The organism is Cryobacterium breve (assembly GCF_027594785.1).
In the GTDB taxonomy this organism is placed as follows: domain Bacteria; phylum Actinomycetota; class Actinomycetes; order Actinomycetales; family Microbacteriaceae; genus Cryobacterium; species Cryobacterium breve_A.
On the sequence record NZ_CP075584.1, the window covers coordinates 615,094 to 641,543 of the forward strand.

The window sequence follows — 26,450 nt, forward strand, 5'->3', positions numbered from 1 at the left end:
CTCACCGGACGGTTGTTAAAAGGATGGCTGTTACCACTGTCCAGACTAGCAGCAGCCCCGGCCAGGCCCGGTCAGTCGTGTTCAGTCGCGGTTGGGTGGTCCGGTGAGGACCTGGTGGGCGCGGTGCCGGTTCGGTGGCCGCCAGAGCCGTTGCGGGTCGATGAGCCCCGGGGCCCGCACTTGTGGTGAGCCGTTCACCATGCGGATCTCCCACCCGGAGGTGTCGATCGTGTGGTGATGGAACCAACAGAGCAGGACACCGTTGTCGACCGTGGTGGGTCCGTCCTTCGCCCACGGCTTCACGTGGTGCACTTCGGCCCAGTGTGCGGGGGCTTTGCAGCCGGGGATGATGCAGCCGCCGTCGCGGGCGGTGATCGCCCGGCGCTGCGCCCGGTTGAAGTACCGTCGCTCTGGACCGAGTTTGAGGACCTGGTTGTTCTCCCCGAACAGGACGCCTTGGAAGCCGCCGTCGCAGATCCGCTGATGCACGGTCTTGAGCGACACCGGGGCCTCGACGCCGTCGATCCACCCGACGCCGACGCCGCTCGCGAGGTCGGCGGCGTTCACGTGAACCATCACGGTCGGGGCTGACCCGCCCATCGACGGGGTGTCTTCGTCCCGGGCGGCGTGCTCGAACAGGGCCCGAAGGATGTCGGCGCGTTTCTCCCCGCCGGTGCGGGTGTCCGCGCCGCGCTCTCGCAGTTCGGCCTCGGTCACGTCCAGCTCCGGGCCCGTACCGGCGTCAGTGCCCGCTCCGGCGCCGTCAGTGGTGCCCGCGGTCTCGGCGCCGGGGATCATCTGCCCGGAATCCATCAGCGCCTGCTCCTCCTCGGTGGGGAACGCGGGCCGGGAATGGAAGCTCAGAAAGGCGTCAAAGAGGGTGTTCATCATCCCGTACAGGCTCCGGCGTCACCCCGCCCTTGACCGGGTACAGCCCGTTCTTCAACTGGCCGAAGCCGATGTTCGACTTCGCCTCGAACAGGTCCTCCTGCGGGAGCATCCCGTCGGGGTCCAGGATGGCCTGCCACTGCAACACCATCCCGCGGATCAGGTCCGCAGCCGCGGGCACCCCGGCGCCGGCGAGGATCTCGGTTTCCGGGGTGATCCACCCGGCCGCCGTGGCGACCAGGGCCCGCTCGGCGACCTCCACCTCCGCCGGGACCGCCCGGTGACTGACCGACCCGAGCCCCGTGGTGATCAGCTCGGCCGCCTCCACACCGATATCCCCCGCCGCCAGCGCGGCCCCGACGACCGGGAACAACGGCGGCAACACCGCCAGGCCCGCCCGGCGGGGCAACACCGCATCCCCGAGCTTCGTTCGCCGCTTGACCTCCCGGGCCGACACCCGGGTCACCCGCGTCAGTACGTCCCACGGGCCCCGGCACCCCATCCGCCACGCCAGACCCTCCCGGCCGAGCACCCGTGCCCGCCGGTCGACGTCGGTTGCGGTGGTCACCCGGGCCGCATCCACCGTTCGGCCGATCGCCTCGACTTCTTTCAGCGCAGTGACGGCTTCCGCATCGCTGAGTAACCCGACCGGGATCGCCTCGAGAGCGTCTGCGAGAGCCACCTGGATCTCGGCGAGCCGGGCGACAGCATCCGCCTGCACCGACGGAACCGAGCCCGCCAGCCCTTCAGCGCCTTCGAAACCCTCGGCAACCGCAACCGGATGCGCCGACTGGCCTTGCCCATCCGACGATTCGGTGGATGCGAGGCCCACCGTGATGGGCTGATCCCCCGCAGTCCCGGAACCGGGTGTCTGCGGGGTGTGTGACTGGGGATCCGAAGCTCCTGCCATACCCCGATTCTACCCCGAATCGAACACGAATACGAGGCTTGCTCACCTAATTTATGGCTGATCATCTCGAGTTTCAGACATTTTAAGTGCGCGCGACAGGACTGTGTGGCTTTCTCGGGAGATGCGCCCGGGTGAGCGACACCTGCCCGCGGATCAGTGCGGCCGATCCGACCCGACACCAGGAATCTCCTGAGTTAGCCACGCTCGCCGTCGCGCTGGACAGCGCGCGGCGCGCTGCTCGCGTGCGAGAGCGTCCCCACCGGCTAAGGAGGGCGCGGAATCGAGTCACTGGGCGATTCAGCGGAAGCTGGTCTCCTTGACCAGGCGGCCGTCCCTGGCCCAGGTGCGCCAGACGCCGACCTGACGACCGCGGTCGAATTCTCCCGTACGCATCAGCGTACCGTCCGTGCGGAACCATTCCCACGCACCGTGCAGTTTCCCATCGAGGGTGCTCCCCGCGTGCCTTGGTCTGACCGTTGGCGTAGTGGTCGACTCGAGGCGCGGGCGACGGCGCGTGCGGACCTTCTGGTGCAGCGGACGACGGGATCGGCTCTGGACTCACGCCCCCAGTCTCCCAGCCGACGACTCACGCCAACAGTGGCGGAGCGGCCTCAACGCCGCCGACGGTGCAGGGTCCCCGCCGACCAGAGCGCCCAGACCACGAGAAGGGGCTGGAAGAGGAGTCGGATGCCGCGGGCCCGGTCCGAGTCGAGGCCGAAGGCATCCGTCCTGGTCACGAACTGCGCGATATTGCCGGGGAAGACGGCCACGAAGAACAGGGCGACAAGCCACCCGACCGTGATCCGCCGGCCGGGCAGCCCGACGAGTGCACCGCCAAGACCGACCTCGGCGACACCGGAGAGAAGCACGACGGTGTCCCGTTTGAGCGGCACCCACGCGGGCACCTGGGCGAGAAATTCCGAGCGACTCCAGGTGAGGTGGCTGATGCCGGCGAACACCAGGAAGGCACCGAGCACGATCCGGCCGATCGTTCGGGGTATGGATGTGGGCGTAGACGACCTGCGGACCGACACGGACTTCTCTGCTGCTCTCGACATCTCCCCAGTCTGACAGCCGTTTCTGCGACACGGCCGTGCCCTAGCATCGAGGACATGGCACTCATCCACCGCGCCCAGCTGCGGCCGTCCAAGCTTGAACTCGTCGAACCCTGGCTGCGCACGCAGTCGTGGTTCTCCGGCACTCCCGCCGCCCTGTCCGCCGTCGGGGCCTACCGTTTCGACGATCCGGATGGTGAGGTCGGCATCGAGACTCTCCTCGTTCGCTCCGGCGACGGCCCGGTGCTCCAGCTGCCGCTGACGTATCGCGATGCACCCCTCGAGGGCGGAGACGCCTGGTTGATCGGCACGATGGAACACTCGGTCCTGGGCCGTCGCTGGACCTACGACGCCACCGGAGACCCCGCATACCTCGCCGCGCTCGCAACGACCATCCTCCGCGGCGGCACCCAGGCCGACGAGTTCGTCGACGTCGACGGAACACTCGTCTTCCGCGAGTCCACGGCAAGGTTCTCGGGCAGCGGCACTGCGGATGCGCACACCCCGTCCCTGCCGCCGGTGACCGCTCCCTCGACCAGGGACGAGTCTGGTTCGACGGTTATCGAGGCCGGTTCGCTCCGCCTCGTCGTGCTCCGGGTGCCCGGCGACCCTGCGGCGGAGACGATCGTGGTCGCGGCCCGGACGACCGCCGGCGGCGTCCCTGAGCATCTCTCCGGCACCTGGCCCGACCAGCCGCAACCGAGGATCCTGGCCCTGGCCGTCGCACTCTGAGGAAACAGTCTCGGTTGCCGGACTTCACACGGTGTTTACCGGACAGCAGTTGCGGCCACGCCCGGCACACGTCAGTATTGTCCCGCGGCAGGCATCCGCTGGCGAAAGCACGCACAGATAAAGGATTTGAATGGACCGGACGGACCTCATTCAGTTGTTTTCCGTCGTCGACGCCGGCCCGGCACGCTGGGAGGTCCGTCACGATGTGACAGACGAACTCGCGGGCATCCTCGAACGCACGCCGCGCGGGTTCCTGCTGGTCGACGAGGACGGCCAGCGCATCGGCAGTTTCGACTCGATCCCCAGTGCCCTCGAAGGCCTCTACGCCGTTCTGTAGCCGGGCCGGATGACGCTCAGGCGCCGGACGACCCCTGGGTCGTCGGCTGGCCGGATCCGGAACCGGAACCGGAGTCGAGGAATGCCTGGAACTCGCTGCTGTCGGTGAGTCCGCCCGGGTACTGGGCTCCGTCGACGAGTACGGTCGGTGTTCCCTGGATCGAATCGATTTCCGCACCGGGAATCGGCCCGTTGAGGGCGGCATCCGTGTTCGCTTCCGACCACAGCTGGTAGTCGCCCTGGGCGATGCAGGCGGAGATGTCGGTTCCCGCCGGCGCAAGCGCGGCGAGGTGGTCGTCGGTCAGGCCCTCGGTGTTCTCCTGCGGCTGGTTCGCGAACAGTGCCGCGAGGTAGTCGAGGGTCGATGCCGGTTCGAGGGTTGCGACGCAGGTGAGGGCAGCGGATGCCCTGCTCGAGTAGTACGTGCCCTGGGAGGCCTGGTCGAGGAAGGTCAGCGCGTGGATGCGCAGTGTGATCGAACCGTCGTCGACGCGGCTCGCGAGCAGCGCGCCGTTGGTCGCCTCGAACTGGCCGCAGTACGGGCACATCGGGTCGATGTATTCGTCCACGATCGTGCTCCCGGTGCCGACCGAGAGGTACCCGTCGTCGAAGTGGGCAGCACCGAGCGTGCCGCTCGGCAGGGCACCGCCCGAGGCATCCGGTTCGCTCGTCGCAGAGGTGACCGGCCCGCCGAAGCCGCCGTGCTGCGCCATGTTCAGGAAGACGCGACCGAAGGCCGCCGCGAACAGGATCGAGACGACGACGAGCACCACGGTGGACGCGAGACCGACATAGCCGAGCACGAGCCCCGCGATCGCGAGGCCGCGCCCCCGCTCACCGCGGCGAGCGATCTGGCCGAGCGCGATGTGCCCGGTGATCACGGCCACGAGGGACACGACGAACGCGGACACGAGCGAGACGATCGCGAGCGTGTTCGTGCGCGGCACCTGGGGGTACTCCTGCTGCGGGGCCGGCTGGAGCGGCTCCTGGTGCCCGGTCGCGTGCTCGGGGGACGCCGGCAGCCCGGACTGGTCCGGGTAGAACGGGAACGGCTCTGGCCTGTCGTTGCTCATGATCTTCCCCTGGACGAACGGAACGGTGCGGGACGAGCCTAGGACGCTGCGGGAGCAGCCGGCGCCGGCGGTGCCGTCTGCGCGATCCTGCCGAGCAATCCGTTGACGAACCCGGCGGAATCATCCGTCGACAGGATCTTCGCGGCCTCGACGGCCTCGTCGATCGCGACGGCGTGCGGGACGGCATCGTTGAACAGGATCTCCCAGATCCCGATCCGCAGGATGGCCCGGTCGACGACCGGCATCCGCTTGAGCGTCCAGCCCTGTGAATACGTCTCGATGAGTTCGTCGATCTCCTCGCGGTGATCGACGACACCGTCCACGATCTCGCGTGCGTACAGCCAGGAGGCCATCCGGGCGGGTTCGCTCGCGGCCCGCTGCGCCTCGGCGGCGAGAGACTCCGGGATCGTCGTCTGCCGCACATCGGCGGCGTACAGGATGTCGAGGGCGCGCTTACGCGCCTTCGTGCGTGCGCTCACTAGTTGACGCGGCCGAGGTAGTCACCGGTGCGGGTGTCGACCTTGACCTTGGTGCCCTGCTCCAGGAACAGCGGGACCTGGATCTGGAAGCCGGTCTCCACGGTGGCGGGCTTGGTTCCGCCGGTGGAGCGGTCGCCCTGCAGGCCGGGCTCCGTGTACGTGATTTCGAGCACGACGGATGCCGGCAGCTCGACATACAGCGGGTTGCCGTTGTGGAGCGCGATGGTCACGTTCTGGTTCTCGAGCAGGAAGTTCGAGGCTTCGCCGACGACGACGCTGGAGACGGTGAGCTGGTCGAAGTCGGACACGTCCATGAAGACGTAGGAGTCGCCGTCCGCGTACAGGTACTGGAAGTCCTGGCGGTCGACGTTCTCGGTCTCGATCTTGGCTCCGGCGTTGAAGGTGCGGTCGACGGTCTTGCCCGTGACGACGTTCTTCAGTTTGGTGCGAACGAAAGCGCCGCCCTTGCCCGGCTTGACGTGCTGGAAGTCGGTGACGGCCCAAAGCTGGCCGTCCATGTTGAGGACGACGCCATTTCGGATATCGGCGGTTGATGCCATGGAAAGCGTTTCCGTTCATTCAGTTCAGTTAGGAAGGTGCGCGGCCGAATCGGCCTCAAACGAGTGTAGTTGCCCGGGAGCTCACAGCCAAAGGCTGGTGCTGTGCCGTTCTGATCCCGGTCGCTCCCACGCCACCGTCACTCCGCGAGCTCGGACACCCCGGTGTCATGGGCGACGAACAGGCCGAGGATCGGCAGGACCTTTCCGAACGAGGCTCTCAGGCTCTCGGGCCCAGGCCTGGTCCGGTGCGGTGAGCTCTGCGGAGCCTGGGCGCTCGAGGGTCAGCACGATGCTCCCGCCAGGCGCGAAATCCGCAAGCACCGCGGTGAGGGTGGCGGCCATGCCGGCGCCGTCGCCGGGCTCCGGACGCAGCGGCAGGCCCCCGACGGGGATGAGCACCGGCAGTTGCCTGCCGTCGGCGTCGAAGAGCATCAGCCACAGCTGGTGGCTGATGGCGTGGCCGACGAGGTCGGCGACACGTTCGCGTGCCTCCTCGCGGGAGGTGACGGGCGGCTGGTCTTCGATGGAGAGGGAAGAAGAAGTCATGCCGGACAGAATGCCCGGGCGGGCTCGCTCCGCGGCGGTTGTCCACAGGCGGATGCCGGCAGCCGGCCTGTTGAGGATGGGCCGCCGAAGGAGTCAGCCGAAGCTGTCCATCAGACGGGACCGGATCAGAAAACGCACGCCGCGCGGAGCTTCGAGGGAGAAGCCACTGCCCCGGCCGGGGACGAGGTCGACCGTGAGGAAGGTGTGACTCCAGTATTCGAACTGCTCTGCGGACATCCAGAAGTCGACGACCTGGGCGGTTTCGCCGGCCGGCGCGATGTCGAGCCGGCCCAGCAGCACGTCGCGGTCGGAGGTGATGAACTCCCCTGCCGGAAAGCACATCGGGGAACTGCCGTCGCAGCATCCGCCGGACTGGTGGAACATGAGCGGTCCGACCTCGGACCAGAGCTCACGCAGGGTGCCGACCGCGGCCGGCGTGAATTCGACTCGCGGGGTCGTCTCCCCCGGAATGGTGACGGCGGCGATGACCGTGGTGAGTGCGGGCGCTGCTGGCGACATTGCCTGGCCTTTCAGATTCGATTCACACTCGATGGTCATCGGGCGGGATGTGCACCAACGGTACTCGGGGTGCGGTTCGGTCGAAAGGGGCCGCCGGTCGATGCCGGCGACCCCTGTCGATTCGATGCTGGTTTAGAAGAAGCCGAGCGGCTTCTCCGAGTAGGACACGAGCAGGTTCTTGGTCTGCTGGTAGTGCCCGAGGGCGAGCTTGTTGTTCTCGCGGCCGATGCCCGAGCTCTTGTAGCCGCCGAAGGCAGCACCAGCGGGGTAGTGGTGGTAGTTGTTCACCCACACCCGGCCGGCGTGGATGTCGCGGCCGGCCCGGTAGGCCACGTTGCCGTTGCGGGACCAGACTCCGGCGCCGAGGCCGTAGAGGTTGTCGTTGGCGATCGAGATGGCGTCCTCATAGTCGGAGAAGCTCGTCACAGCCAGGACCGGTCCGAAGATCTCTTCCTGGAAGATGCGCATCTTGTTGTTGCCCTCGAAGATGGTCGGCTGCACGTAGTAGCCGCCGCTCAGCTCGCCGCCGAGATCGACGCGCTCGCCGCCGAGGGCGAGACGGGCGCCCTCCTGCTTGCCGATGTCGATGTACGACAGGATCTTCTCGAGCTGGTCGTTGCTCGCCTGCGCCCCGACCTGGGTGTCAGTGTCGAGCGGGTTCCCCTGGATCGCCTTGCGGGTACGTTCGATCGCACTGCCGAGGAAGCTCTCGTAGATCGGCTTCTGCAGGAGCGCCCGGCTCGGTGCCGTGCAAACCTCGCCCTGGTTGAAGGCGAAGAGCACAAAACCTTCCTGGGCCTTGTCGTAGAAGCTGTCCTGCTCCTGGGCGACGTCACTGAAGAAGATGTTCGCGCTCTTGCCGCCGAGTTCGACGGTGGCAGGGATGATGTTGGCACTCGCGTACTGCAGGATGAGACGGCCGGTCGTGGTCTCCCCCGTGAACGCGATCTTGCGGATCCTGGGGGAAGAGGCGAGCGGCTTGCCTGCTTCGAGGCCGAACCCGTTGACGATGTTGAGCACGCCGGGCGGCAGGATGTCGCCGATCAGTTCGATCAGCACCATGATCGACACCGGGGTCTGCTCTGCCGGCTTCATCACGATCGCGTTCCCGGCCGCGAGGGCGGGAGCGAGCTTCCAGACGGCCATCAGGATCGGGAAGTTCCACGGGATGATCTGGCCGACGACGCCGAGCGGCTCGTGGAACTGGTAGGAGACGGTGTCGTTGTCGAGTTCGGCGTGGTCGCCGTCCTGCGAGCGGATCGCCGCGGCGAAGTAGCGGAAGTGGTCACTCGCGAGCGGAAGGTCGGCGTTCAGCGGTTCGCGGATGGGCTTGCCGTTGTCCCAGGTCTCAGCGACGGCGAGCAGTTCCTTGTTGGCGTCGATGACGTCGGCGATCTTGTTGAGCACGGCGGCGCGCTCAGTCGCCGTGGTCTTGCCCCAGGCGGGCGCTGCCCGGTGGGCGGCGTCGAGGGCGAGTTCGATGTCCTCCGCCGTTCCGCGGGCGACCTCGGCGAAGGGCTTGCCGTTCACCGGGGAGATGTCCTCGAAGTACTGGCCCTTGACGGGCTTGACCCAGCCTCCGTTGATCCAGTTCTCATAGCGGGGCTTGAAGGTGACTTTGGCGCCCGGGGTTCCGGGGTTGGCATAGACGGTCATTTCTCTCCTCGTCGACGACGGTGTCGGTGGGGTCCGCCTGCTGCGGACCTGGGCCGAGCGTACGGTGAGAGACCGTTGCGTCAGGGTTGCGGGAGGTTGCGCCCGGCACCCGGGGGGCCGGCGTCGGCCAGGTCTGCCTCGATCTTCGCGAGGCGAGCGACGACGGCTGCCCGTTTCGGCGACCGGGGCGGCAGCAGTTCCAGGCACGCGCGCCAGACCTCCTCGTCCCAGGCGGCCTCGTCGCTGCGGGCGTACTCGAGGAGCAGGTCGGGGCTCGCGTCGCTCAGCAGCGCCTGCCGCAGCCGGGAACTGATCTCCGATCGGATTTCGACGATACCGGGGGCGACGGAGGCGGGCAGCAGCGGCCCGCGATAGGTGCCGAGCGCCACCCGGTGGGCGCCGCGCTCGAGGAGGGCGAGCACGCGCTGCGCGTCCAGTTCGACCGGCGAACCGAGCCGGTATGGCCGGGAGGCGATCGAGAGGGGCGGCGTCGTTCCGTCGAGGACCTTCCGCAGGCGGACCATCTCCGCGCGCAGGTTGTCGACGGAGTTCGACTGGTCGCTCAGCAGCTGGGACAGCCGGTCGGCGGTCAGGCCGTCCCGGTACCACGCGAGCAGAGTGAGGATCTCTGCGTGGCGCGGGCTGAGCTCAAAGGTACCGAGACCGTTCTCGAGGAGACCGGTGTCGCGCCCGAGCACAGAGACCCGGGCATTCGTCGGGCGCCTCTGGGTCGGGACCGCCGGCGCCTGCGCGAATCCGGCGACACGTACGACCGCGCGTTCGAACGAGCCGCTGTGTCCTGGTCCGTTGCCGCTTCGATCGCGCAGCCGCTGGATGCGCAGTTCGGCCTCCACCGCCCAGGCTGCCGCCTCGACGAGCGGAAGCGTCTGGGGGCCGACGGCATCGTCGCCGCCCGTGACGTCGATGACGCCGAGGATCGTGCCGGAGTCCGGGTCGTGGATCGGCACGGCCGTGCAGGCTCCACGAGTGCGCGAGCCGGTTGAAGTGCTCCGCGCGCTGGATCTGGATGCCGTGGTCGAGCGCAAGGGCCGTGCCCGGGGCGCTTGTGCCGACCCGGCGTTCCGACCAGTCGGCTCCCTCGACGAACAACATGCCCTCGGCACGGCGACGCACGGTGCGGTCGCCGTCGATCCAGAGAAGCCTGCCGGACTCGTCCCCGATGGCGACGATGAGACCGGACTCGAGGGAATGCCGGATCAGAAGGCTCTGGACGACAGGGAGCACGGCGGAGAGCGGATGCCGGTCGCGCAGCTCCCTGAGCTCGTCGGACGACAATTCCGGCTCGGGTGCCGGGCGGGCGGGATCGATGTGCAGTGACAAGGACCGTTCCCAGGATTCCTGGACGAGCCTGCGCACGCCGCCGCGGGCATCCGCGATCAGGTTCGAATCGGCGAGGGCGCCTGCACCGAAGGCGGGAAGGAGGCGGGCCGGCCCCGGACCGGCGCCGGCAGCGAATGCCGAGCCCAACGCGGACTCGTGCGCCCTGGCGAGTTTCAGCACGACGTCCCGAGCGGGTTCACCTGTCGACCCCACGGTCCATTGGTTCACCCTGTTCTCCGATCGGCTCTGGTCGGCGACCGGGCGCCTGCCCGCTCAGTCCATCATTCTAAGACCCATTCCTCGACGACGGCGTCAGGACCCGATTTCCTGGTACGCGGCGAAGAGCAGGGACGAGTCCGGGCCTTCGAGCACCGTCGGCTTCCCGATGTCGTCGAGCACGATGAAGCGGAGCATGCCACTGCGGGTCTTCTTGTCGCGCTGCATCGTCGCGAGCAGGGTGTTCCACCGGCCGACCGGGTAGCTCGTCGGCAGGGTGAGTGACTCGAGGATACTGCGGTGCCGGTCGGCCGCCTCGTCGGACAGCCGGCCGCTCAGCCGCGCGAGCTCTGCGGCGAACATCATGCCCACCGAGACGGCTGCGCCGTGCCGCCAGCCGTACCGTTCGGCGTGCTCGACGGCGTGGCCAAGGGTGTGCCCGTAGTTGAGGATCTCGCGCAGCCCGGATTCCTTGAAGTCGGCGCCGACGACGCGGGCCTTCATTTCGATCGAGAGTTCGAGCACGCGGCGGAACTGCGGTGTCTTCGGGTCCGTCACGGCCGAGACATCCGCCTCGACGATGTCGAGGATCTCGGGCACCTGGATGAAGCCGGCCTTCACGATCTCGGCGAAGCCGGCGAGGACCTCGTTGCGGGGCAGGTCGTCGAGCACGTCGAGGTCGCAGATCACGGCGGCGGGTGCGTAGAAGGTGCCGACGAGGTTCTTGCCCTCCGCGGTGTTGATGCCGTTCTTGCCGCCGACGGCCGCATCGACCATGCCGAGCACGCTCGTCGGAAGCTGGACGAGGCGAACGCCGCGGAGCCAGGTGGCAGCGACGAAACCGGCGAGGTCGGTCGCGGCTCCGCCGCCGAACCCGATCACGGCGTCGGTCCGGCTGAAGTCGGCCTGGCCCATCACCTGCCAGCAGAATGCGGCGACCTCGACCCGTTTGGCGGCCTCGGCATCCGGGACCTCGGCAATGAGCACCTCGTAGTGGGCGAGCAGGCCCTCTCGGAGGGCAACGGCGCGCGCGCCGAGCGTGGAGGTGTGCACGATGAGCACCTTGGCGACCTTCGGGCCGAGCTGTTCCGCGACCTCGGAGAGCAGGCCGCGACCGATGATGACCGGGTAGCTGTCGACTCCCGACACCGTGATGACGGTCGTCTCCGCTGTCTCGGTCTTCTCTGCGGTCTCTGTGCTCACGGTGTTGTCAGGAACGTCAGTCATGCGTGTTCTGCCCTCTCAGGGTCCAGGCCACGACATCGTCGGCGATGGAGTCCATCGGGCGATTCGAGGTGTCGATGTGGAGGCCGGCGAGCTCTTCGTAGAGCGGGCGGCGAAGTTCGTAGATGCGGGTCCAGTCGGAGAGCCCGCCGGCAAGCAGCGGCCGTTTTCCACCGTTGATCCGCCCGGCAACGGCCTGCTCGGTCACGCTCAGGTAGACCACCCGGCACCGGGCGAGGTCGGCACGGGTGCCCGGATCGAGCACAGGCTCCCCCGCCGAGGGAGACGACGGCCCGGGTGGCGAGGGCCTGGCCGACGGCAATCCGTTCCAGCGCACGGAAGTGCTCTTCGCCGTACCTGCTGAAGAGGTTCGCGATGGAACCGTGCCCGGAGACGACGAGCGCATCCGTGTCCACGAATGGAACACCGAGGACCCGTGCCACCCGCTTGCCGACCCTGGTCTTTCCCGCAGCCATCGGCCCGATCAACACGAGCGGGAACTCGGGCCGGTCGCTGTCCCCTGCCGGTTCCGGCACGGCGGGCAGGTCCGGCGTCACAGTGCCGCCGTGATCACAGCGAAGCGTCGCTCGACGCGCCCGTCTTGAGGTTGGCGGGGATGTGCGCGAGGTAGGACTCCAGGTTGCGCCTGGTCTCGTCGATCGAGTCTCCGCCGAACTTCTCCAGCACCGAGTTGGCGAGGACGAGCGCGACCATGGCCTCGGCGACGACGCCGGCCGCCGGAACGGCACAGACATCCGACCGCTGGTGGTGGGCCGGGGCGGCCTCGCTCGTCGTGACGTCGACGGTGCGCAGTGCCCGCGGGATCGTAGCGATCGGCTTCATGCCCGCCCGCACCCGCAGCACGGTTCCCGTGCTCATGCCGCCCTCCGTGCCGCCAGCGCGGTCGCTGACCCTCTGGATGCGGCCGTCGGACTGCACGAGCTCATCGTGGGCGTGCGAGCCGCGGCGGGTCGTGGTGAGGAACCCGTCCCCGACCTCGACGCCCTTGATCGCCTGGATGCCCATCAGCGCCGCCGCGAGCTGGGAGTCGAGTCGCCGGTCCCAGTGCACGAACGAACCGAGACCGGGCGGCAGGTTGTACGCCAGCACCTCGACGACACCGCCGAGGGTGTCGCCGTCCTTATGGGCCTGGTCGACCTCGGCCACCATCAGCGCGCTCGTCGCAGCATCGAAGCAGCGCAGCGGGTCGGCGTCGAGGGTCTCGACGTCGTCCGGATGCGGCAGCAGGGCGTCCTCCGGCACGCGCACGGGACCGATCGCGAGGGTGTGGCTGACGAGGCGGATGCCGAGTTCGGCCAGGAACGACCGGGCGACGGCGCCGAGGGCGACCCGGGCGGCGGTCTCGCGGGCGCTGGCTCGCTCGAGGACGGGCCTGGCTTCGTCGAAGCCGTACTTCTGCATGCCGACCAGGTCGGCGTGTCCCGGCCTGGGCCGGGTGAGCGGGGCGCCGCGGCCGCGGGTGCTCTGCGCCTCTCCCGGAGCGGTCTCGACGGGATCCGCACTCATGACCTCTGACCATTTGGGCCATTCGGTGTTGCCGATCCGCAGCGCGACAGGCCCGCCGAGGGTGAACCCGTGCCGGACGCCGCCGGAAATGGTGAGCTCGTCCTGTTCGAACGTCATCCGGGCACCCCGGCCGTAGCCGAGTTTGCGGCGCGCGAGATCGAGGCGGATCGAATCGAGTGTGATCGGGATCCCTGCGGGCAAACCCTCGACAATGGCGACGAGTTCGGGGCCGTGGGACTCTCCTGCGGTGAGCCAACGAAGCATGCCCACTATCCTTCCACAGGCTTTCCCTGGCTCAGGCGCTCAGGCAGTGGCAGTAGCGGTGTCCGTGTCATGCGCTCAACCATATTCGGGGTGGTCCTTCATCCAGGCCTGCCACTGGGCGACGCCGGCTTCGTGTTCTGCTGCGGTGGTCGAGAAGATGGTCTCGCCGGTGTCGAGGTTCCAGGTCACGAAGTACAGCCAGGTCCCGTCGGCGGGGTGCAGGGCGGCGTTGATCGCGAGGTCCCCCGGGTTCGAGATCGGGCCGACCGGGAGACCGGGGTGCACATAGGTGTTGTATGCGTTGCCTGCGTCTGCGCGTTCGGCATCCGTCGTCGTGACGACGTTCGTGTGCCCGGTGCCGTATGCCACCGTCGCGTCGGACTGCAGCAGCCCGCTTTGCCACTGGGCGGGGTCGAGCCGGTTCAGGAACACCCGGGCCACCTTGGGGTAGTCGGCGGCGAGGCCGGCCTCTTTCTGGATGAGGGCGGCGAGAACGACGGTCTTCCACCGGTCGGCTGCCGCGACCCCGGCGGAGTCCAGGGCCTGGAACTGCCGGTCGACGAGGGTCTTGAGTGCGTCCTTCGCGGTGACGCCCGGAGCGAAGGTATACGTCGCGGGGAACAGGAACCCCTCGAGCTTGGTGGCCTCGGCGGGAAGGCCGAAGGCCGCGACATCCTTCGACGCCGCCTGGAGGTCGGCGAGCGGGAGGTTCGTCCCCTCGCTCACGAGTTGCAGGATGTCCGCCTCCGCCGTTCCCTCCGGGATCACGACGGTCTGTTCGAGCCTGCTCGCGGGGTCCTGGAGCGCGGTGAGCGCCGCGCTCGCGCTCATCTTGGTCATGAGCTGGTACGCGCCGGGCTGGAAGACCGGAGCGGGGGTGACCTTCAGGAGGAGCTTGTAGAAGGCCTCGTAGCTCTTGACGACGTCCTGGGACACCAACGTGTTCGCCACGTCGGACCCCGTCTCACCGTCGTGGATCATGACCACGACCTTCGTCTCGCCAGACCCGGAATAGTCGGCGGGACCCGCGAGGGTCGCCTGCAGCTGGGAGATGGGGCCCTGGAGGGCAAAGACGGCGCCTGCCACGAGCGCCACCAGCACGACGAACGCGATCAGGCAGCCCCAGGCGCCCCTGCGGCGCCGTTTGGTCGGTCGCGGTGGCTCGGAGCCGAGTTGGGAGCGACGGGCCGACCGCGACGTCGGCGGAGCCTCCGTCGTGGTTCGGAGGGACCGGCGGGTGGGGAAAGCTCCGTCGGCGGCGGCTCCTGAGCGGCCGGCGTCGACGGCGGCCGGTGTCTCGTCATGCGGAGTCAGCAGGCCAGCCCAGGGATTGACCGGGGTTTCCGCGCCGGGCGCCGGGGTCGCGTGGGTACCGTGCGGCTGGGACGGCGGTGAACTCAGACGTGCCGGGTCGTCCCGGGGGTCGAGCGAGGGGTGGGACACGATCAGGACCCTTCGGTCGGGGCGGCGGGCGACGTGGTCACGGGGGGAACGGCCGGCACGACGGCCGAACCGGGCGGACGCCCGAGGGCGCGTTCCGTGTCGAGAGCGTGCTGCAGGATGATGGTCGCCGCGACCTGGTCGATCACGGGGCGCTGCGTTTTTGTCTTGCGGCCGGCGGTGCGGAGGACGCTCTGGGCCGCGACGGTCGAGAGTCGTTCGTCGACGAGGCGCACGGGGACGGGAACGGCCAGGGCGAGAACCTCCGCGAAGCCGACGGCGTCATTCGTCGACGCGGTGTGGTTTCCGGAGAGGGCGAGGGGCAGGCCGACGATGACCTCCATGGCGCCGAGGTCCCGGACGACCGCACCGATGCGCGCGATGTCGGCGACTCCGTTCCCGTCCCGGGGCACGGTCTCGACGGGGGTCGCGAGCATGCCGTGCGGGTCACTCATCGCGAGGCCGATCCTGGCCTTGCCGACGTCGACTCCGACCCGCACGCCATGCCGCATTCTTCAGCCCGCGATCGTGGTGCGGACGGCCACGAGGGCGCCCGCGATCTTGTCGACGTCGGTTCCGCCGCCCTGGGCGAGGTCGTCCTTGCCACCGCCGCCGCCGCCGAGGATTCCCGCGACAAGCTTCGCGAGGGCGCCGGCGCGCTGGCCGGACTCCCGTGCTGCCGCGTTGGTCGCCACGATGATGACGGGTTTGTCGTCGACCACGGCGGCGAGTGCGACGACCGCGGGGTCGGAGCCGAGTTGCGCCCGGGTGGCCGTGACCAGCATCCGCACCTCATCGGGAGAGTGCAGGGTGCCGAGGTTCTCGGCGACGAGGCGTACCGCGCCTGCGCGCTGGGCTGTCGCGACGAGCGCGGGGACGCGTTCCGTGAGTGCCTTCGCCTCGAAGGCCGCGATCTTCTTCTCCGCGGCCTTGAGGCTCGTGAGCAGCTCACCGATGCGTTCGGGCAGCTGTTCCTTCGGCGTCTTGAGGTTGGCGGTCAGCTGGGAGACGATCGCCCTCTCCGCCGCGAGGTCGCGGAAGGCCTCGAGGCCCACGAGGGACTCGACGCGGCGGTTCGTGGACCCGACGGAGGCCTCGCTGACGAGATTGATCATTCCGATCTCGGCGCTCGAACCGACGTGGGTGCCCGCGCAGAGTTCCCTGGACCAGGGTCCGCCGATGTCGACGACGCGGACCCTGTCGCCATACTTCTCGCTGAAGAGAGCCATGGCCCCAAGGGCCTTCGCTTCTGCGAGGGGAAGCTCACGGGTGACGACGGGCAGGTTGTCGCGGATCGCGTTGTTGGAGATCTCCTCGATCTCGCTGCGGGTCGCGGCAGAGAGCGCCTGGTTCCAGGAGAAGTCCAGTCGGAAGAAGCCGGCCTTGTTGTACGAGCCGGACTGGTGCGCATTCGGGCCGAGGACCTGGCGGAGTGCTGCGTGCAGCACGTGGGTTCCAGAGTGGGCCTGGCGGGCGCCGCGGCGCCAGTCAGGGTCGACGACGCTCGTCGCGGGGTCTCCGACACCGACCTCCCCGCTCGTGACATGCACCTTGTGACTGATCAGGCCCTTGACAGGCTTCTGGACGTCGAGGACCTCGAGCTCGTAGCCGCGACCGACGATGATTCCGGCGTCGGCTTCCTGGCCGCCGGACTCCGCGTAGAGCGCGGTCTCGCCGAGGATCACTTCGGCGATGTCGCCGGCGACCGCCTTCGTGACGGATGCGCCGTCGACGATGATTCCGAGCACGCTGGATTCGGTCTGCAGTTCCTCGTATCCGGTGAACACGGTCTCGCCGGTGGCACGGAAGGCGCTGTAGACGGAGAGGTCGGCGAGGTGGGTCTTCTTGGCCTTCGCGTCGGCCTTCGCCAGTGAGCGCTGCCTGGCCATCAGTGCGTCGAATGCGGACCGGTTGACGCTGAGCCCGGCTTCCTCCGCCATCTCGAGGGTGATCTCGATCGGGAATCCGTAGGTGTCGTGCAGCAGGAACGCGGTGTCCCCCGGCAGTTCCGTCTTCTGCGCCTTGATCGTCTTCGCGACCGCGACGTCGAGCACGGTGCTGCCGCTCGCGAGGGTGCGGAGGAAGGTCTCCTCCTCCGCGTATGCGCCCTGGCTGATCCTGGCGTAGTCGCCGTGGACCTCGGGGTATGCGCTCATCATGGCGTCCCGCGCGGCGGGGAACAGTTCGGGGAAGGTCGCCACGTCCACGCCGAGCAGGCGCATGGCGCGCACGGTGCGGCGCATCAGGCGACGGAGGATGTAACCGCGACCCTCGTTGGACGGCGTCACGCCATCGCTCATCAGCATGAGGGAGGAGCGCACGTGGTCTGCGACGATGCGCATCCGCACGTCGTCGTCGTTGACGGCGCCGTAGCGGCGTCCGGAGAGCGCGGCCGCGCGGTCGAGGACCGGGCGGACCTGGTCGATCTCGTACATGTTCTCGACGCCCTGCTTGAGGAAGGCGACGCGTTCGAGACCCATGCCCGTGTCGATGTTCTTCTTCGGCAGGTCGCCGAGGATGACGAAGTCGTTCTTGCCGGTGCCCTCGCCCCTCAGGTACTGCATGAAGACGAGGTTCCAGATTTCGACGTACCGGTCGTCGTCCGTTGCGGGCCCGCCGTCGGCTCCGTAGGCGGGGCCGCGGTCGAAGAAGATCTCGGAGCAGGGGCCCGCGGGTCCCGGCTGGCCGGTCGACCAGTAGTTGCTGTCCATTCCGAGGCGCTGGATACGGTCTTCAGGGAGGCCGAGTGCGCGCCAGTAGCGGAACGCCTCGTCGTCGTCCTGGTAGACGGTGACCCAGAGGTCCTTCTCCTGGAATCCGTAGCCGCCGTCGGCCTCCGACGTCGTCAGGAGCTCCCAGGCGTAGCCGATGGCCTGTTCCTTGAAGTAGTCCCCGAAGGAGAAGTTTCCGTTCATCTGGAAGAACGTGCCGTGGCGCGGCGTCTTGCCCACTTCTTCGATGTCGTTGGTCCTGATGCATTTCTGCACGCTCGTGGCCCGGGGATACGGCGCGGGGACGAGGCCGGTGAGATAGGGCACGAAGGGCACCATCCCGGCGACGGTGAACAACAGGGTGGGGTCGTCGCTGACGAGCGACGCCGACGGTACGACGGTGTGTCCGCGGTCGGCAAAGAAGTCGAGCCAGCGCCCGCGAATTTCAGCAGTCTGCATGGGTTCCGTAGTTCGTTGAAGAATGAATAGGCGAAAAAGTTTCGAGGGTCGAGCGGATGCTCAGGGGCGGGTCGTTCCGCCGAGTGTGTCCGTTCCGGCGTCGGCGACGTCGCCGAGGGCGTCACGAAGCTCGGCCTCGCGCTTGCGGTAACCGTCGGAGATGGCTTCGCCGAACTCGCGGGCCTTCGTGTCGAGGTCACTGAAGAACAACTTGCCCTGACGAGTGTTGTTGGCTTCATGCGCGATCAAGAATCCGACGCCGACCCCGATGACCAACCAGATGAAATTCTTCATGACAAATGCTCCCTGAACGGTGTGGAGACCCTGATAAGAAATGCGCGATGGCCGCGCGTGTGGTGCGGCCGGCGTATCCCGGACTCGACCAGCCTCTTTCCAGCGTAGCCGACTACCCGCGACGACGGCCTGCGCGCGTCGGGGATGCGGCGCGGAAACCCGCCCTGACGGCGGCGGAGAAGCCTGCGAGTTTGATGAGCGGTCCGCCGACGGTCGCGGCGAACAGTGCAACGAGTGCCGAGACATTACCCGTCACATCCGCGACGTTTCCGGTGATCGTGTCGACCCTGGCCAGCTGTTTGTTGGTTTCCTGCAGGGTCGTCGTGGTTTCGGAGAGAAGCGGCGTGACGTTTTCGCTCAGCTCATGGATGGCCAGGGTCGTCTCGTCGAACACCCGGCCGAGCTTGAGCAGCGGGACGGCGAGGAGCCCGACGAGAACGGCAAACACGACGGCGGCGGCGAGGCCCGCGATATCTCCACCTGACACTGGTGACTCCATCCATTCCGAGAGGGGCATGCATTGGCACCCGGCGTTCAACACCGGTTAACGCACGAAGCGGACCACCCCTTGGGGTGATCCGCTCTCCAGCGTAGTTCAGATGCCGCCAGACGACGGGCAGGGGAACCTAGCGGGCTGCGTAGTACTCGACGACGAGCTGGACTTCACACGTCACGGGGATTTCGATGCGCTTCGGGCGACGCACGAGGCGGGCCTGCAGCTTGTCGATCTCGACCTCGAGGTACGGCGGGAGCTTCGGGAGCACGTCGACGTGTCCGCCGGCAGCGGCGACCTGGAACGGCTCCATGCCCTCGCTGCGCGCCTTGACGTGGATGAGCTGGCCCGGCTTCACGCGGAAGGAGGGGCGGTCGACGAGCTGGCCGTCGACGAGGATGTGACGGTGCACGACCATCTGGCGGGCCTGCGCGGTCGTGCGGGCGATTGCCGCGCGAACGAGAAGGGCGTCAAGACGGGTCTCGAGGATCTCGACGAGGTTTTCACCGGTCAGGCCCTGGGCGCGACGGGCCTCTTCGAATGCGATCTTGAGCTGGGCTTCGCGGATGCCGTACTGGGCCCTTAAGCGCTGCTTTTCGCGGAGACGCACGGCATAGTCGGAATCGGTCTTGCGCTTGGTGCGGCCGTGCTCGCCCGGAGCGTACGGACGCTTCTCGAGGTAGCGGGCGGCCTTCGGGGTCAGGGCGATGCCCAGGGCCCGCGAGAGGCGGGTCTTACTGCGGGTACGTGACTTGGTAGACACGGTGTCCTTTCAATGGAACGAGCAACAGAAAAAGTGGAATCCAGGGCGTCCGCGCGTGCGCCGGCGTCATGGGAGATCAGAGGGGTGTGCCACGGGGCGCCCGGCTACAGGGCTCCCACTCCAACCTGGAATCGGACGCAGCCGCATGCCGATGCCAGTTGTAGGCCTCAACAGATTACCACACCGAACTCGAGCGGCCGTGCCGGCGCTGAGTGCGGGGGCCCGCAGTCACTCGCCGCGGATGATCCGGCGCAGCTTGACCAGGCGTGCCGACACTTCTCGTTCGTTGCCGTGTTCTGTGGGTTCGTAGTAGCGAACGGCCTTGAGCTCGTCCGGCGGATACTGCTGCTGCACGACGCCGAGGGTGTCGTCGTGCGGGTAGCTGTAGCCCTTGCCGTGCCCGAGTCGTTTCGCGCCCGCATAGTGGGCGTCGCGCAGGTGCTTCGGCACCCGGCCGGTCTTGCCCGCGCGGACATCAGCGATGGCCGCATCGAGCGCCATATATGCGGCGTTGGACTTGGGTGCGGTCGCGAGGTGCACAACCGCCTGGGCGAGTGGGATCCGCCCTTCCGGCATCCCGATCAGCTGCACGGCGTCAGCGGCCGCCACGGCGATCACGAGGGACTGGGGATCTGCCATGCCGATGTCTTCCGAGGCCAGGACGATGATGCGGCGCGCGATGAACCGCGGATCTTCACCGGCCTCGATCATCCTCGCGAGGTAGTGCAGGGACGCATCGACGTCCGAGCCGCGTACCGACTTGATGAAGGCGCTGATCACGTCGTAGTGCTCGTCGCCGTTTCGGTCGTAGCGCAGGAGGGCCCTGTCGACGGCGAGGGCGACCGTGTCGCTCGTGATGACGGGGCGGGCATCGGGCTCGCCCGCGGCATCGTCCCCAGCGCTCGATGCCTCAGCCCGTGAAGCGGCAGCCCCCGAAGCAGCAGCCCCTGAAGCTGCAGAGACGGATGCCGCCTCGAGCGCCGTGAGGGCACGGCGGGCGTCGCCAGAAGCGAGCCTGATGATCGTGGCGCGGGCGTCGGGTTCGAGCACGAAGCGATCGGCGAGACCCCGGGGATCCGTCACTGCCCTGTCGATCACGACCCCGAGGTCTTCGTCGCTGAGCGTCTCGAGGGTGAGCAGGAGGGACCGGGAAAGGAGGGGTGCGATCACGGAGAAGGAAGGGTTCTCGGTCGTTGCGGCGACGAGGATGATGACCCCGTTCTCGACGCCGGGCAGCAACGCGTCCTGTTGGGCCTTGCTGAATCGGTGGATCTCGTCGAGGAAGAGCACGGTCGACAGTCCGTAGAGGTCGCGGCTCGTGCGCGCCTCCTCCATGACCTGCCGCACGTCGCGCACGCCGGCGGAGACCGCGGAGAGTTCGACGAAGCGGCGGCCGGGAGCCTGTGCGCGATCGCCTGGGCCAGGGTGGTCTTTCCGGTGCCGGGCGGACCCCAGAGAATCACCGAAACCGCACCGCGCGCCCCCGACTTGTCGCTCGCGAGGCTGACCAGGGGGAACCGGGGGTGAGGAGGTGCCGCTGGCCGGCGACTTCAGCGAGAGTCGTCGGGCGCATCCGTACCGCGAGGGGAGTTGCGCCGCTGCGCAGTCCGGGTTGTCCATCGACCATCCCTCCAGCGTAGTTCGCACCGCTGACACCGGCGTTCGGGCGGCAGTGCTCGCGTTGTAGAGTTCAAGCTGGTTGCGGAACAAGTCCGCGTGAATTCCTGGAGGACAGCCGTGGCAGCGAACAAGAAGCAGGATCGCGACGAGCGCGAGGCCCGCATCCGGGTTCGCGGGTACCAGGCACGCCGGGCTGTGCACGAACACCAGCAGTCTCGCCGCCGCAGGGACAACGTCGTGGCAGGCATCGCCGTCGTCGTCGTCGCCGTGCTCGCCGTCGTCGCCCAGGTCTACTTCTTCAACGGCGGTCCGGGCACCCCGGCGCCGAGCTCCTCCGCAACCGCAACGCCCGCCGCCACACCGACGGCCACCCCGGCCGCCGGCGCGAACACCGGAACCGTCCCACCGAGCACGCTCGCCGAGGGTCGCACCTGGACGGGAACCCTCGGCCTCAACGGCATCGACCTCGGAATCACACTCGACGGCGCAGCGGCCCCGCAGGCGGTCTCGTCCACGATCAGCCTGGTGCAGGCCGACTTCTACTCCGACCTGACCTGCCACCGACTGACCACCTCTGGCATCTTCGTGCTCCAGTGCGGAGACCCGAAGGGCGACGGCTCCGGCGGCCCGGGCTACAGCTACGGCCCCGTCGAGAACGCGCCTGCCGACAACGTCTACCCGGCCGGAACGATCGCGATGGCGCGGCAGAGCGCCAACGGGTTCAGCCAGGGCAGCCAGTTCTTCATCCTCTATCAGGATTCGACCATCCCTGCGGATGCCGCGGGCGGCTACACCGTGATCGGCCATGTCACGAGCGGGCTCGACCAGGTGAAGGCCCAGATCACGGATGCCGGAGTCGCCGACGGTTCGACGGACGGCACCCCCAAGGTCACGACCTTAATCAGCGCCTTCAGCGTGCAGTAGTTCCAGCCGTCCGGGCCTTGCAATAGGCTTGACCGGGTATTGGCCCAGTGTGGGCACACACACATCGACATCTAAGGTGAGACTCTTGACTACGACAGATCAGCAACCATGGGGTCGCGTAGACGAATCCGGCACGGTTTTCGTGCGCGAAGCGTCGGGCGAACGCGCGGTCGGCCAGTATCCTGACGCGACGCCGGAGGAAGCCCTGGCCTACTTCGAGCGCAAGTACGTCGAACTCAACGGACAGGTCACCCTTCTCGAGCAGCGCGCCAAGGGCGGCGCTCCGGCTGCGGACATCGCAAAATCGGTTTCGCACCTCGCGAAGACCGTTGCGACGGCCAACGCCGTCGGTAACCTCGCTGCCCTCGTTGAGCGTCTCGGCGCCCTCGGCGGCGCCGTCAGCGAACTCACGGAGCAGCAGGGTGCCGAATCCAAGGCCGCCGCCGTCGCCGCGGTCGCCGAACGCGCCGCGATCGTCGAGGAGGCCGAGGCGCTCGCAGCGGAAGACCCCGCCAAGACGCAGTGGAAGCAGACGAGCGCCGCCCTCGACGCCCTGTTCGCCAAGTGGCAGGCACACCAGCACGATGCCCCCCGCATCCCCAAGGGTGAGGCCAACGAGCTCTGGAAGCGTTTCCGCGCGGCACGCACGACCATCGAGCAGAACCGCAAGGCGTTCTTCGCCGAGCTCGACACGGCCCACAAGGACGTTCGCAACCGCAAGCAGCAGCTCATCGAGCAGGCGGAAGCGCTTGCGCCGAAGGGCGCGGACGGGATCCCCGCCTACCGCACGCTGCTCGACGAGTGGAAGCTCGCGGGCCGCAGCGGCAAGAAGCAGGACGACGCCATGTGGGCGAAGTTCAAGGCGGCGGGCGACGTGCTCTATTCCGTGGAAGTCGGAGATCGACGCCCAGGACGACGAGGAATTCGCCGGGAACCTCGTCGAGAAGCTCGCGCTCCTCACTGAAGCCGAAACCCTCCTCACCGAAACCGACCGCACCAAGGCTCGCACGACCCTCAGGCTCCGTGCAGCGCCGCTGGGACGCGATCGGAAAGGTTCCGCGCGACTCCGTCAAGCTCGTCGAAGATCGCATGCGCAAGGTCGAAGCCGCCGTCCGCAAGCTCGACGACGATCACTGGGTACGCAACAACCCGGAGACCAAGGCTCGTACGGAGGGCCTCGCCGGCCAGCTGCACGACGCGATCGCCAAGCTCGAGGCCGAACTCGCGACCGCCGAGGCAGGAACGGACGCCCGCGCGATCAAGGACGCCCGCGAAGCGCTCGAGGCCCGCAAGGCATGGCTGAAGGCCATCGGCCAGTAGCCGACCATACAGTCCGTCCACAGGCGACGGGGCTCGGTATCTGTCCACAGATCACGGCGCCCCGTCGCTTCCGTGTTTCCTCCAGGCGCATCCTGTCCAGGTGTCCGACCGGCTCCCCGACGCCCTCTCCCCCGGCGATCTCCCCATCGCCGAACTCTCAAGCCTGTGCCTGGACGGCGAACTGTTCCGGGTCGGTGATTGCTGGAGCCCGCTGGACGTAGCGGAAGACCGGGACCAGCGGGCGCGGTCCCTGGCCTGGCTTGTCCCGGTTCGCGCGATAGCGGAACGGCTGACCGCCGCGTGGATCCATGGCCTCGCTCCCGAGCCGCAGCGTCACCAGTTCTGCGTGCCCATCACGGCCCGGGCCTATTTCCCGCCGTCACCGCGCTTCGGCGTGCGCGAGGTCGTCTGTGACCCAGAGCACATCGTCCGCCTCGGTGCCCGCCCCGTGAGCCGGACCGGCGCCCGGGCGGGCGGTCTTCTCGTCACCCGGCCACTGCGCACGGCACTCGACCTCGCGCGCTGGCCTCCCCCTGAGCTCCCTGCCCCGGCTCCGCTGATCGCGGCACTGCTCCGCCTGGCCGGCCACCCGGACACCTCGGCGGCAAGGCTCGCGTGCGCGGTCGACAGTCTGCCGTACACCCACAGGGCGCTGGTCCACCTCCAGGCCGCGGAAACCGCCATGGGGTGCGTGCCTGGCCCTGGGCTGCCGGGTCCTAGCCGTCGTTGACGCGGTAGACGTCGTAGACGGCGTCGATGCGACGCACGGCGTTGAGCACCCGGTCGAGGTGGGTCGTGTCGCCCATCTCGAAGACGAAACGACTGATCGCCAGCCGATCGCTCGAGGTGTGCACCGTCGCAGAGAGGATGTTGACGTGGTGCTCTGAGAGCACCCTGGTCACATCCGACAGCAGCCCGGAGCGGTCGAGGGCCTCGATCTGGATCTGGACCAGGAACAGGCTCTTCGACGTCGGAGCCCAGTCGACCTCGATCATCCGCTCCGGTTCCTTGAGCAGCGACTGCACGTTGCGACAGGATGCCTGGTGCACGGACACTCCGGCGCCGCGCGTGATGAAACCGACGACCTTGTCGCCGGGAACCGGAGTGCAGCAGCGGGCGAGCTTGACCAGGATGTCCGGGGCGCCGCGGACGAGGATCCCGGAGTCGCTGTTGCGCAGCGTCTGCGTGCGTCCGTTCGGTGCGAACGGCAGGTCGGTCGCATCGCTCTCCTCGACGCTCTGCAGGGTCGCGACGACCTTCTCCAGCACAGACTGCGTGCTGATGTGCCCCTCGCCGACGGCGGCGTACAGCGCGGAGACATCTTCGTATCTTCATCACCGCCGCAACCTCGGCGAAGGAGTCCTGGTTCATCAGTTTCTGGAGGGGAAGGTTCTGCTTGCGCATCGCACGGGCGATCGCGTCCCTGCCCTGTTCGATGGCCTCGTCGCGACGTTCCTTGGTGAACCACTGCCGGATCTTGTTCCGTGCCCTCGGGCTCTTGACGAAGTTGAGCCAGTCCTTGCTCGGCCCGGAGTCCGGGTTCTTCGAGGTGAACACCTCGACGACGTCGCCCGTGACCAGCGGGCTCTCGAGCGGAACCAGTCGCCCGTTGACCTTTGCGCCCATGGTGCGGTGGCCGACCTCCGTGTGCACGGCGTAGGCGAAGTCGACAGGGGTCGCGCCCGTCGGCAGGCCGATCACCCGGCCCTTCGGAGTGAAGACGTAGACCTCCTTGGCGCCGATCTCATAGCGCAGGGAGTCGAGGAACTCGCCGGGGTCCGCGGTCTCTGCCTGCCAGTCTGAGATGTGCGCGAGCCAGGCCATGTCCGTGTCGCTCTGCGGGCCGGGCCCGGAACTCTTTCCCGTGGTCTGTTCCTTGTACTTCCAGTGCGACGCGACGCCGAACTCGGCGCGCTGGTGCATCTCCTGGGTGCGGATCTGGATCTCGACGGCGCGACCGCTCGGGCCGAGCACCGTCGTGTGCAGGGACTGGTAGAGGTTGAACTTGGGTGTCGCGATGTAGTCCTTGAACCGGCCGGGCAGCGGCGTCCAGCGGGCGTGGATCGCTCCGAGCACGGCGTAGCAGTCGCGCACCGAGTTCACGAGCACGCGGATGCCGACGAGGTCGTAGATCTCGTCGAACTCACGTCCCCGCACGACCATCTTCTGGTAGATGGAGTAGTACTGCTTGGGCCGACCGGCCACCTTCCCGCGGATGCGTGCGGCCTTGAGGTCCTCGACGATCGCGTCGATGACGTGCTGCACGAATTCCTCGCGCTGTGGGGTGCGCTGCTTGACGAGGCTTTCGATCTCGGCGTAGAGCTTCGGGTACAGGACCGCGAAGGACAGGTCCTCGAGCCTCCCACTTGATGGTCTGGATCCCGAGGCGGTGCGCGAGCGGCGCATAGATCTCGAGCGTCTCCGTCGCCTTGCGCACTGCGGACTCGGCGGGGACGAAGCCCCAGGTACGCGCATTGTGCAGGCGGTCGGCGAGCTTGATGATCAGCACCCGGATGTCCTTGGACATCGCGACGATCATCTTGCGCACGGTCTCTGCCTGGGTGCTGTCGCCGTACTTGACCTTGTCGAGCTTGGTCACTCCGTCGACGAGCATGGCGATCTCGTCGCCGAAGTCCGCGCGCAGCTGATCGAGGGTGTATTCGGTGTCCTCGACGGTGTCGTGCAGGAGGGCGGCTGCGACGGTCTTCGGCCCGATGCCGAGATCGGCGAGAATCTGGGCGACGGCCACCGGATGCGTGATGTACGGTTCGCCGCTGCGTCGCACCTGGCCCTCGTGGGCGTGTTCTGCGGCGGTGTACGCGCGTTCGATAATCGACAGGTCGACCTTCGGGTGGTGCATCCGCACAGTCCGGAGGAGGGTGTCCACGGCGCCGACGGGCTGGGCGCGGGAGAAGATCCTCGGCACGAGTCGCCGGAGGGAAGCGGCGGGCAGCGGCGCGTTCGGTGGCGGTGTCGTCGTTTCCGTCATCTCACACCTCGTTCGCGAGCGCCCGGCCAATCCCGGGCATCCAGCAATTATCGCGCCTTTTTCGACCGTTCCGTGCCGCACCCGGGTATTTCGCCGTGGGGCGGCACGGTT

General features: G+C 68.0%; 26 protein-coding genes and 4 pseudogenes. 7 read left to right on the plus strand and 23 right to left on the minus strand.

All coding sequences use genetic code 11. The features are described from left to right. Nucleotides 1-81: 81 nt before the first annotated feature. The 3 genes from KIV56_RS02930 to KIV56_RS02940 all read right to left on the minus strand — a co-directional run bounded on the left by KIV56_RS02930 (nt 82) and on the right by KIV56_RS02940 (nt 2,856). Nucleotides 82-891, minus strand: a complete 810-nt coding sequence (locus KIV56_RS02930; RefSeq protein WP_281535089.1) for an HNH endonuclease signature motif containing protein — start codon at nt 889-891, stop codon at nt 82-84. Continuing rightward, a complete protein-coding gene (locus KIV56_RS02935; RefSeq protein ID WP_281535090.1) occupies nt 872-1,798 on the minus strand; it encodes a DUF222 domain-containing protein in 927 nt (308 codons plus the stop codon). Before KIV56_RS02935 ends, KIV56_RS02930 begins: the two co-directional genes overlap by 20 nt. 611 nt (nt 1,799-2,409) lie before the next feature. Further along, entirely contained in the window at nt 2,410-2,856 is a 447-nt protein-coding gene (locus KIV56_RS02940) for a DoxX family protein (protein WP_281535091.1), read from the minus strand. Between the two features lie 54 nt (nt 2,857-2,910). Between KIV56_RS02940 and KIV56_RS02945 the strand changes: the two genes are divergently transcribed. Continuing rightward, on the plus strand, nt 2,911-3,585 hold the full coding sequence (locus KIV56_RS02945; protein ID WP_281535092.1) for a CG0192-related protein: 675 nt from the start codon (nt 2,911-2,913) through the stop codon (nt 3,583-3,585). A gap of 130 nt (nt 3,586-3,715) precedes the next feature. After that, nucleotides 3,716-3,922, plus strand: coding sequence for a hypothetical protein (locus KIV56_RS02950; RefSeq protein ID WP_281535093.1), 207 nt, complete (start codon nt 3,716-3,718; stop codon nt 3,920-3,922). A gap of 16 nt (nt 3,923-3,938) precedes the next feature. Here the strand turns inward: KIV56_RS02950 and KIV56_RS02955 are convergent, their stop codons facing one another. The 7 genes from KIV56_RS02955 to KIV56_RS02985 all read right to left on the minus strand — a co-directional run bounded on the left by KIV56_RS02955 (nt 3,939) and on the right by KIV56_RS02985 (nt 9,722). Next, complete coding sequence (locus tag KIV56_RS02955; RefSeq protein WP_281535094.1) at nt 3,939-4,994, minus strand: DUF4190 domain-containing protein; 1,056 nt, start codon at nt 4,992-4,994, stop codon at nt 3,939-3,941. Nucleotides 4,995-5,032: 38 nt separating this feature from the next. Beyond that, nucleotides 5,033-5,473: a transcription antitermination factor NusB gene (nusB, locus tag KIV56_RS02960; protein WP_134531971.1), complete on the minus strand. Its 441-nt coding sequence runs from the start codon at nt 5,471-5,473 to the stop codon at nt 5,033-5,035. After that, nucleotides 5,473-6,033: an elongation factor P gene (efp, locus tag KIV56_RS02965; protein WP_281535095.1), complete on the minus strand. Its 561-nt coding sequence runs from the start codon at nt 6,031-6,033 to the stop codon at nt 5,473-5,475. The genes nusB and efp overlap by 1 nt, the downstream gene beginning before the upstream one ends. 165 nt (nt 6,034-6,198) lie before the next feature. Beyond that, nucleotides 6,199-6,579, minus strand: coding sequence for a hypothetical protein (locus KIV56_RS02970; RefSeq protein ID WP_281535096.1), 381 nt, complete (start codon nt 6,577-6,579; stop codon nt 6,199-6,201). 93 nt (nt 6,580-6,672) lie between these two features. Next, on the minus strand, nt 6,673-7,098 hold the full coding sequence (locus tag KIV56_RS02975) for a DUF779 domain-containing protein (protein WP_281535097.1): 426 nt from the start codon (nt 7,096-7,098) through the stop codon (nt 6,673-6,675). A 132-nt stretch (nt 7,099-7,230) separates the two neighbouring features. Beyond that, a complete protein-coding gene (gene exaC, locus KIV56_RS02980) occupies nt 7,231-8,754 on the minus strand; it encodes an acetaldehyde dehydrogenase ExaC (protein WP_281535098.1) in 1,524 nt (507 codons plus the stop codon). Between the two features lie 80 nt (nt 8,755-8,834). Next, entirely contained in the window at nt 8,835-9,722 is an 888-nt protein-coding gene (locus KIV56_RS02985) for a hypothetical protein (protein ID WP_281535099.1), read from the minus strand. Here KIV56_RS02985 and KIV56_RS02990 point away from each other — a divergent pair. Continuing rightward, nucleotides 9,694-10,092, plus strand: a complete 399-nt coding sequence (locus KIV56_RS02990; RefSeq protein WP_281535100.1) for a hypothetical protein — start codon at nt 9,694-9,696, stop codon at nt 10,090-10,092. The genes KIV56_RS02985 and KIV56_RS02990 overlap by 29 nt on opposite strands. Before the next feature lie 315 nt (nt 10,093-10,407). Here the strand turns inward: KIV56_RS02990 and aroB are convergent, their stop codons facing one another. The 3 genes and pseudogenes from aroB to KIV56_RS19390 form a co-directional block, all read right to left on the minus strand. Next, nucleotides 10,408-11,538, minus strand: coding sequence for a 3-dehydroquinate synthase (aroB, locus tag KIV56_RS02995; RefSeq protein WP_281535101.1), 1,131 nt, complete (start codon nt 11,536-11,538; stop codon nt 10,408-10,410). Beyond that, nucleotides 11,531-11,872 (minus strand): shikimate kinase, encoded by a 342-nt coding sequence (locus tag KIV56_RS03000; RefSeq protein WP_348648455.1) that lies wholly within the window; start codon nt 11,870-11,872, stop codon nt 11,531-11,533. Before KIV56_RS03000 ends, aroB begins: the two co-directional genes overlap by 8 nt. Next, nucleotides 11,853-11,951 (minus strand): annotated as a pseudogene (locus KIV56_RS19390) (shikimate kinase); the annotation flags it as partial. The pseudogene KIV56_RS19390 and the gene KIV56_RS03000, both read right to left, overlap by 20 nt. Here KIV56_RS19390 and KIV56_RS03005 point away from each other — a divergent pair. Then, nucleotides 11,911-12,105 carry a hypothetical protein gene (locus tag KIV56_RS03005; RefSeq protein ID WP_281536267.1) on the plus strand — a complete coding sequence of 65 codons (195 nt, stop codon included), beginning with the start codon at nt 11,911-11,913 and terminating at the stop codon, nt 12,103-12,105. The pseudogene KIV56_RS19390 and the gene KIV56_RS03005 overlap by 41 nt on opposite strands. On the opposite strand, the gene aroC is transcribed toward KIV56_RS03005, so the two are convergent. The 8 genes and pseudogenes from aroC to KIV56_RS03045 all read right to left on the minus strand — a co-directional run bounded on the left by aroC (nt 12,106) and on the right by KIV56_RS03045 (nt 21,113). Further along, complete coding sequence (gene aroC / locus KIV56_RS03010; protein WP_281535102.1) at nt 12,106-13,326, minus strand: chorismate synthase; 1,221 nt, start codon at nt 13,324-13,326, stop codon at nt 12,106-12,108. Nucleotides 13,327-13,401: 75 nt separating this feature from the next. Next, the gene (mltG, locus tag KIV56_RS03015; protein WP_281535103.1) at nt 13,402-14,769 is read right to left on the minus strand and encodes an endolytic transglycosylase MltG; all 1,368 of its coding nucleotides are present in this window, start codon (nt 14,767-14,769) and stop codon (nt 13,402-13,404) included. A 2-nt stretch (nt 14,770-14,771) separates the two neighbouring features. Further along, nucleotides 14,772-15,278, minus strand: a complete 507-nt coding sequence (gene ruvX, locus KIV56_RS03020; RefSeq protein ID WP_281535104.1) for a Holliday junction resolvase RuvX — start codon at nt 15,276-15,278, stop codon at nt 14,772-14,774. Nucleotides 15,279-15,281: 3 nt separating this feature from the next. Next, nucleotides 15,282-17,936 carry an alanine--tRNA ligase gene (gene alaS, locus KIV56_RS03025; RefSeq protein ID WP_281535105.1) on the minus strand — a complete coding sequence of 885 codons (2,655 nt, stop codon included), beginning with the start codon at nt 17,934-17,936 and terminating at the stop codon, nt 15,282-15,284. Between the two features lie 60 nt (nt 17,937-17,996). Continuing rightward, nucleotides 17,997-18,230, minus strand: coding sequence for a hypothetical protein (locus KIV56_RS03030; RefSeq protein ID WP_281535106.1), 234 nt, complete (start codon nt 18,228-18,230; stop codon nt 17,997-17,999). A 112-nt stretch (nt 18,231-18,342) separates the two neighbouring features. Then, complete coding sequence (locus KIV56_RS03035) at nt 18,343-18,717, minus strand: DUF948 domain-containing protein (RefSeq protein ID WP_281535107.1); 375 nt, start codon at nt 18,715-18,717, stop codon at nt 18,343-18,345. A gap of 139 nt (nt 18,718-18,856) precedes the next feature. After that, nucleotides 18,857-19,486: a 30S ribosomal protein S4 gene (gene rpsD / locus KIV56_RS03040; RefSeq protein ID WP_134449457.1), complete on the minus strand. Its 630-nt coding sequence runs from the start codon at nt 19,484-19,486 to the stop codon at nt 18,857-18,859. A gap of 228 nt (nt 19,487-19,714) precedes the next feature. Then, a pseudogene (locus tag KIV56_RS03045) lies at nt 19,715-21,113 on the minus strand (replication-associated recombination protein A). A 110-nt stretch (nt 21,114-21,223) separates the two neighbouring features. Between KIV56_RS03045 and KIV56_RS03060 the strand changes: the two are divergent. The 3 genes and pseudogenes from KIV56_RS03060 to KIV56_RS03075 all read left to right on the plus strand — a co-directional run bounded on the left by KIV56_RS03060 (nt 21,224) and on the right by KIV56_RS03075 (nt 24,080). Beyond that, complete coding sequence (locus KIV56_RS03060) at nt 21,224-22,030, plus strand: peptidylprolyl isomerase (RefSeq protein WP_281535108.1); 807 nt, start codon at nt 21,224-21,226, stop codon at nt 22,028-22,030. Nucleotides 22,031-22,115: 85 nt separating this feature from the next. After that, nucleotides 22,116-23,350 (plus strand): annotated as a pseudogene (locus KIV56_RS03065) (DUF349 domain-containing protein). Nucleotides 23,351-23,450: 100 nt separating this feature from the next. After that, nucleotides 23,451-24,080: a type IV toxin-antitoxin system AbiEi family antitoxin gene (locus tag KIV56_RS03075; RefSeq protein WP_281535111.1), complete on the plus strand. Its 630-nt coding sequence runs from the start codon at nt 23,451-23,453 to the stop codon at nt 24,078-24,080. On the opposite strand, the gene KIV56_RS20155 is transcribed toward KIV56_RS03075, so the two are convergent. Both KIV56_RS20155 and KIV56_RS03080 read right to left on the minus strand, forming a co-directional pair. Then, the gene (locus KIV56_RS20155; protein WP_432432627.1) at nt 24,067-24,618 is read right to left on the minus strand and encodes an ACT domain-containing protein; all 552 of its coding nucleotides are present in this window, start codon (nt 24,616-24,618) and stop codon (nt 24,067-24,069) included. The genes KIV56_RS03075 and KIV56_RS20155 overlap by 14 nt on opposite strands. Then, nucleotides 24,594-26,339 (minus strand): annotated as a pseudogene (locus KIV56_RS03080) (RelA/SpoT family protein); the annotation flags it as partial. The pseudogene KIV56_RS03080 and the gene KIV56_RS20155, both read right to left, overlap by 25 nt. Between the last annotated feature and the right edge of the window lie 111 nt (nt 26,340-26,450).

Excerpts from the sequence above, each read along its gene's own strand:
- KIV56_RS02930 (WP_281535089.1), bottom strand. The coding sequence starts at position 891 with ATGATGAACACCCTCTTTGACGCCTTTCTGAGCTTCCATTCCCGGCCC.
- KIV56_RS02935 (WP_281535090.1), bottom strand. The coding sequence starts at position 1,798 with ATGGCAGGAGCTTCGGATCCCCAGTCACACACCCCGCAGACACCCGGT.
- KIV56_RS02940 (WP_281535091.1), bottom strand. The coding sequence starts at position 2,856 with ATGTCGAGAGCAGCAGAGAAGTCCGTGTCGGTCCGCAGGTCGTCTACG.
- KIV56_RS02945 (WP_281535092.1), top strand. The coding sequence starts at position 2,911 with ATGGCACTCATCCACCGCGCCCAGCTGCGGCCGTCCAAGCTTGAACTC.
- KIV56_RS02950 (WP_281535093.1), top strand. The coding sequence starts at position 3,716 with ATGGACCGGACGGACCTCATTCAGTTGTTTTCCGTCGTCGACGCCGGC.
- KIV56_RS02955 (WP_281535094.1), bottom strand. The coding sequence starts at position 4,994 with ATGAGCAACGACAGGCCAGAGCCGTTCCCGTTCTACCCGGACCAGTCC.
- efp (WP_281535095.1), bottom strand. The coding sequence starts at position 6,033 with ATGGCATCAACCGCCGATATCCGAAATGGCGTCGTCCTCAACATGGAC.
- KIV56_RS02970 (WP_281535096.1), bottom strand. The coding sequence starts at position 6,579 with ATGACTTCTTCTTCCCTCTCCATCGAAGACCAGCCGCCCGTCACCTCC.
- KIV56_RS02975 (WP_281535097.1), bottom strand. The coding sequence starts at position 7,098 with ATGTCGCCAGCAGCGCCCGCACTCACCACGGTCATCGCCGCCGTCACC.
- exaC (WP_281535098.1), bottom strand. The coding sequence starts at position 8,754 with ATGACCGTCTATGCCAACCCCGGAACCCCGGGCGCCAAAGTCACCTTC.
- aroB (WP_281535101.1), bottom strand. The coding sequence starts at position 11,538 with ATGACTGACGTTCCTGACAACACCGTGAGCACAGAGACCGCAGAGAAG.
- KIV56_RS03005 (WP_281536267.1), top strand. The coding sequence starts at position 11,911 with ATGGAACCGTGCCCGGAGACGACGAGCGCATCCGTGTCCACGAATGGA.
- aroC (WP_281535102.1), bottom strand. The coding sequence starts at position 13,326 with ATGCTTCGTTGGCTCACCGCAGGAGAGTCCCACGGCCCCGAACTCGTC.
- ruvX (WP_281535104.1), bottom strand. The coding sequence starts at position 15,278 with ATGCGGCATGGCGTGCGGGTCGGAGTCGACGTCGGCAAGGCCAGGATC.
- alaS (WP_281535105.1), bottom strand. The coding sequence starts at position 17,936 with ATGCAGACTGCTGAAATTCGCGGGCGCTGGCTCGACTTCTTTGCCGAC.
- KIV56_RS03030 (WP_281535106.1), bottom strand. The coding sequence starts at position 18,230 with ATGAAGAATTTCATCTGGTTGGTCATCGGGGTCGGCGTCGGATTCTTG.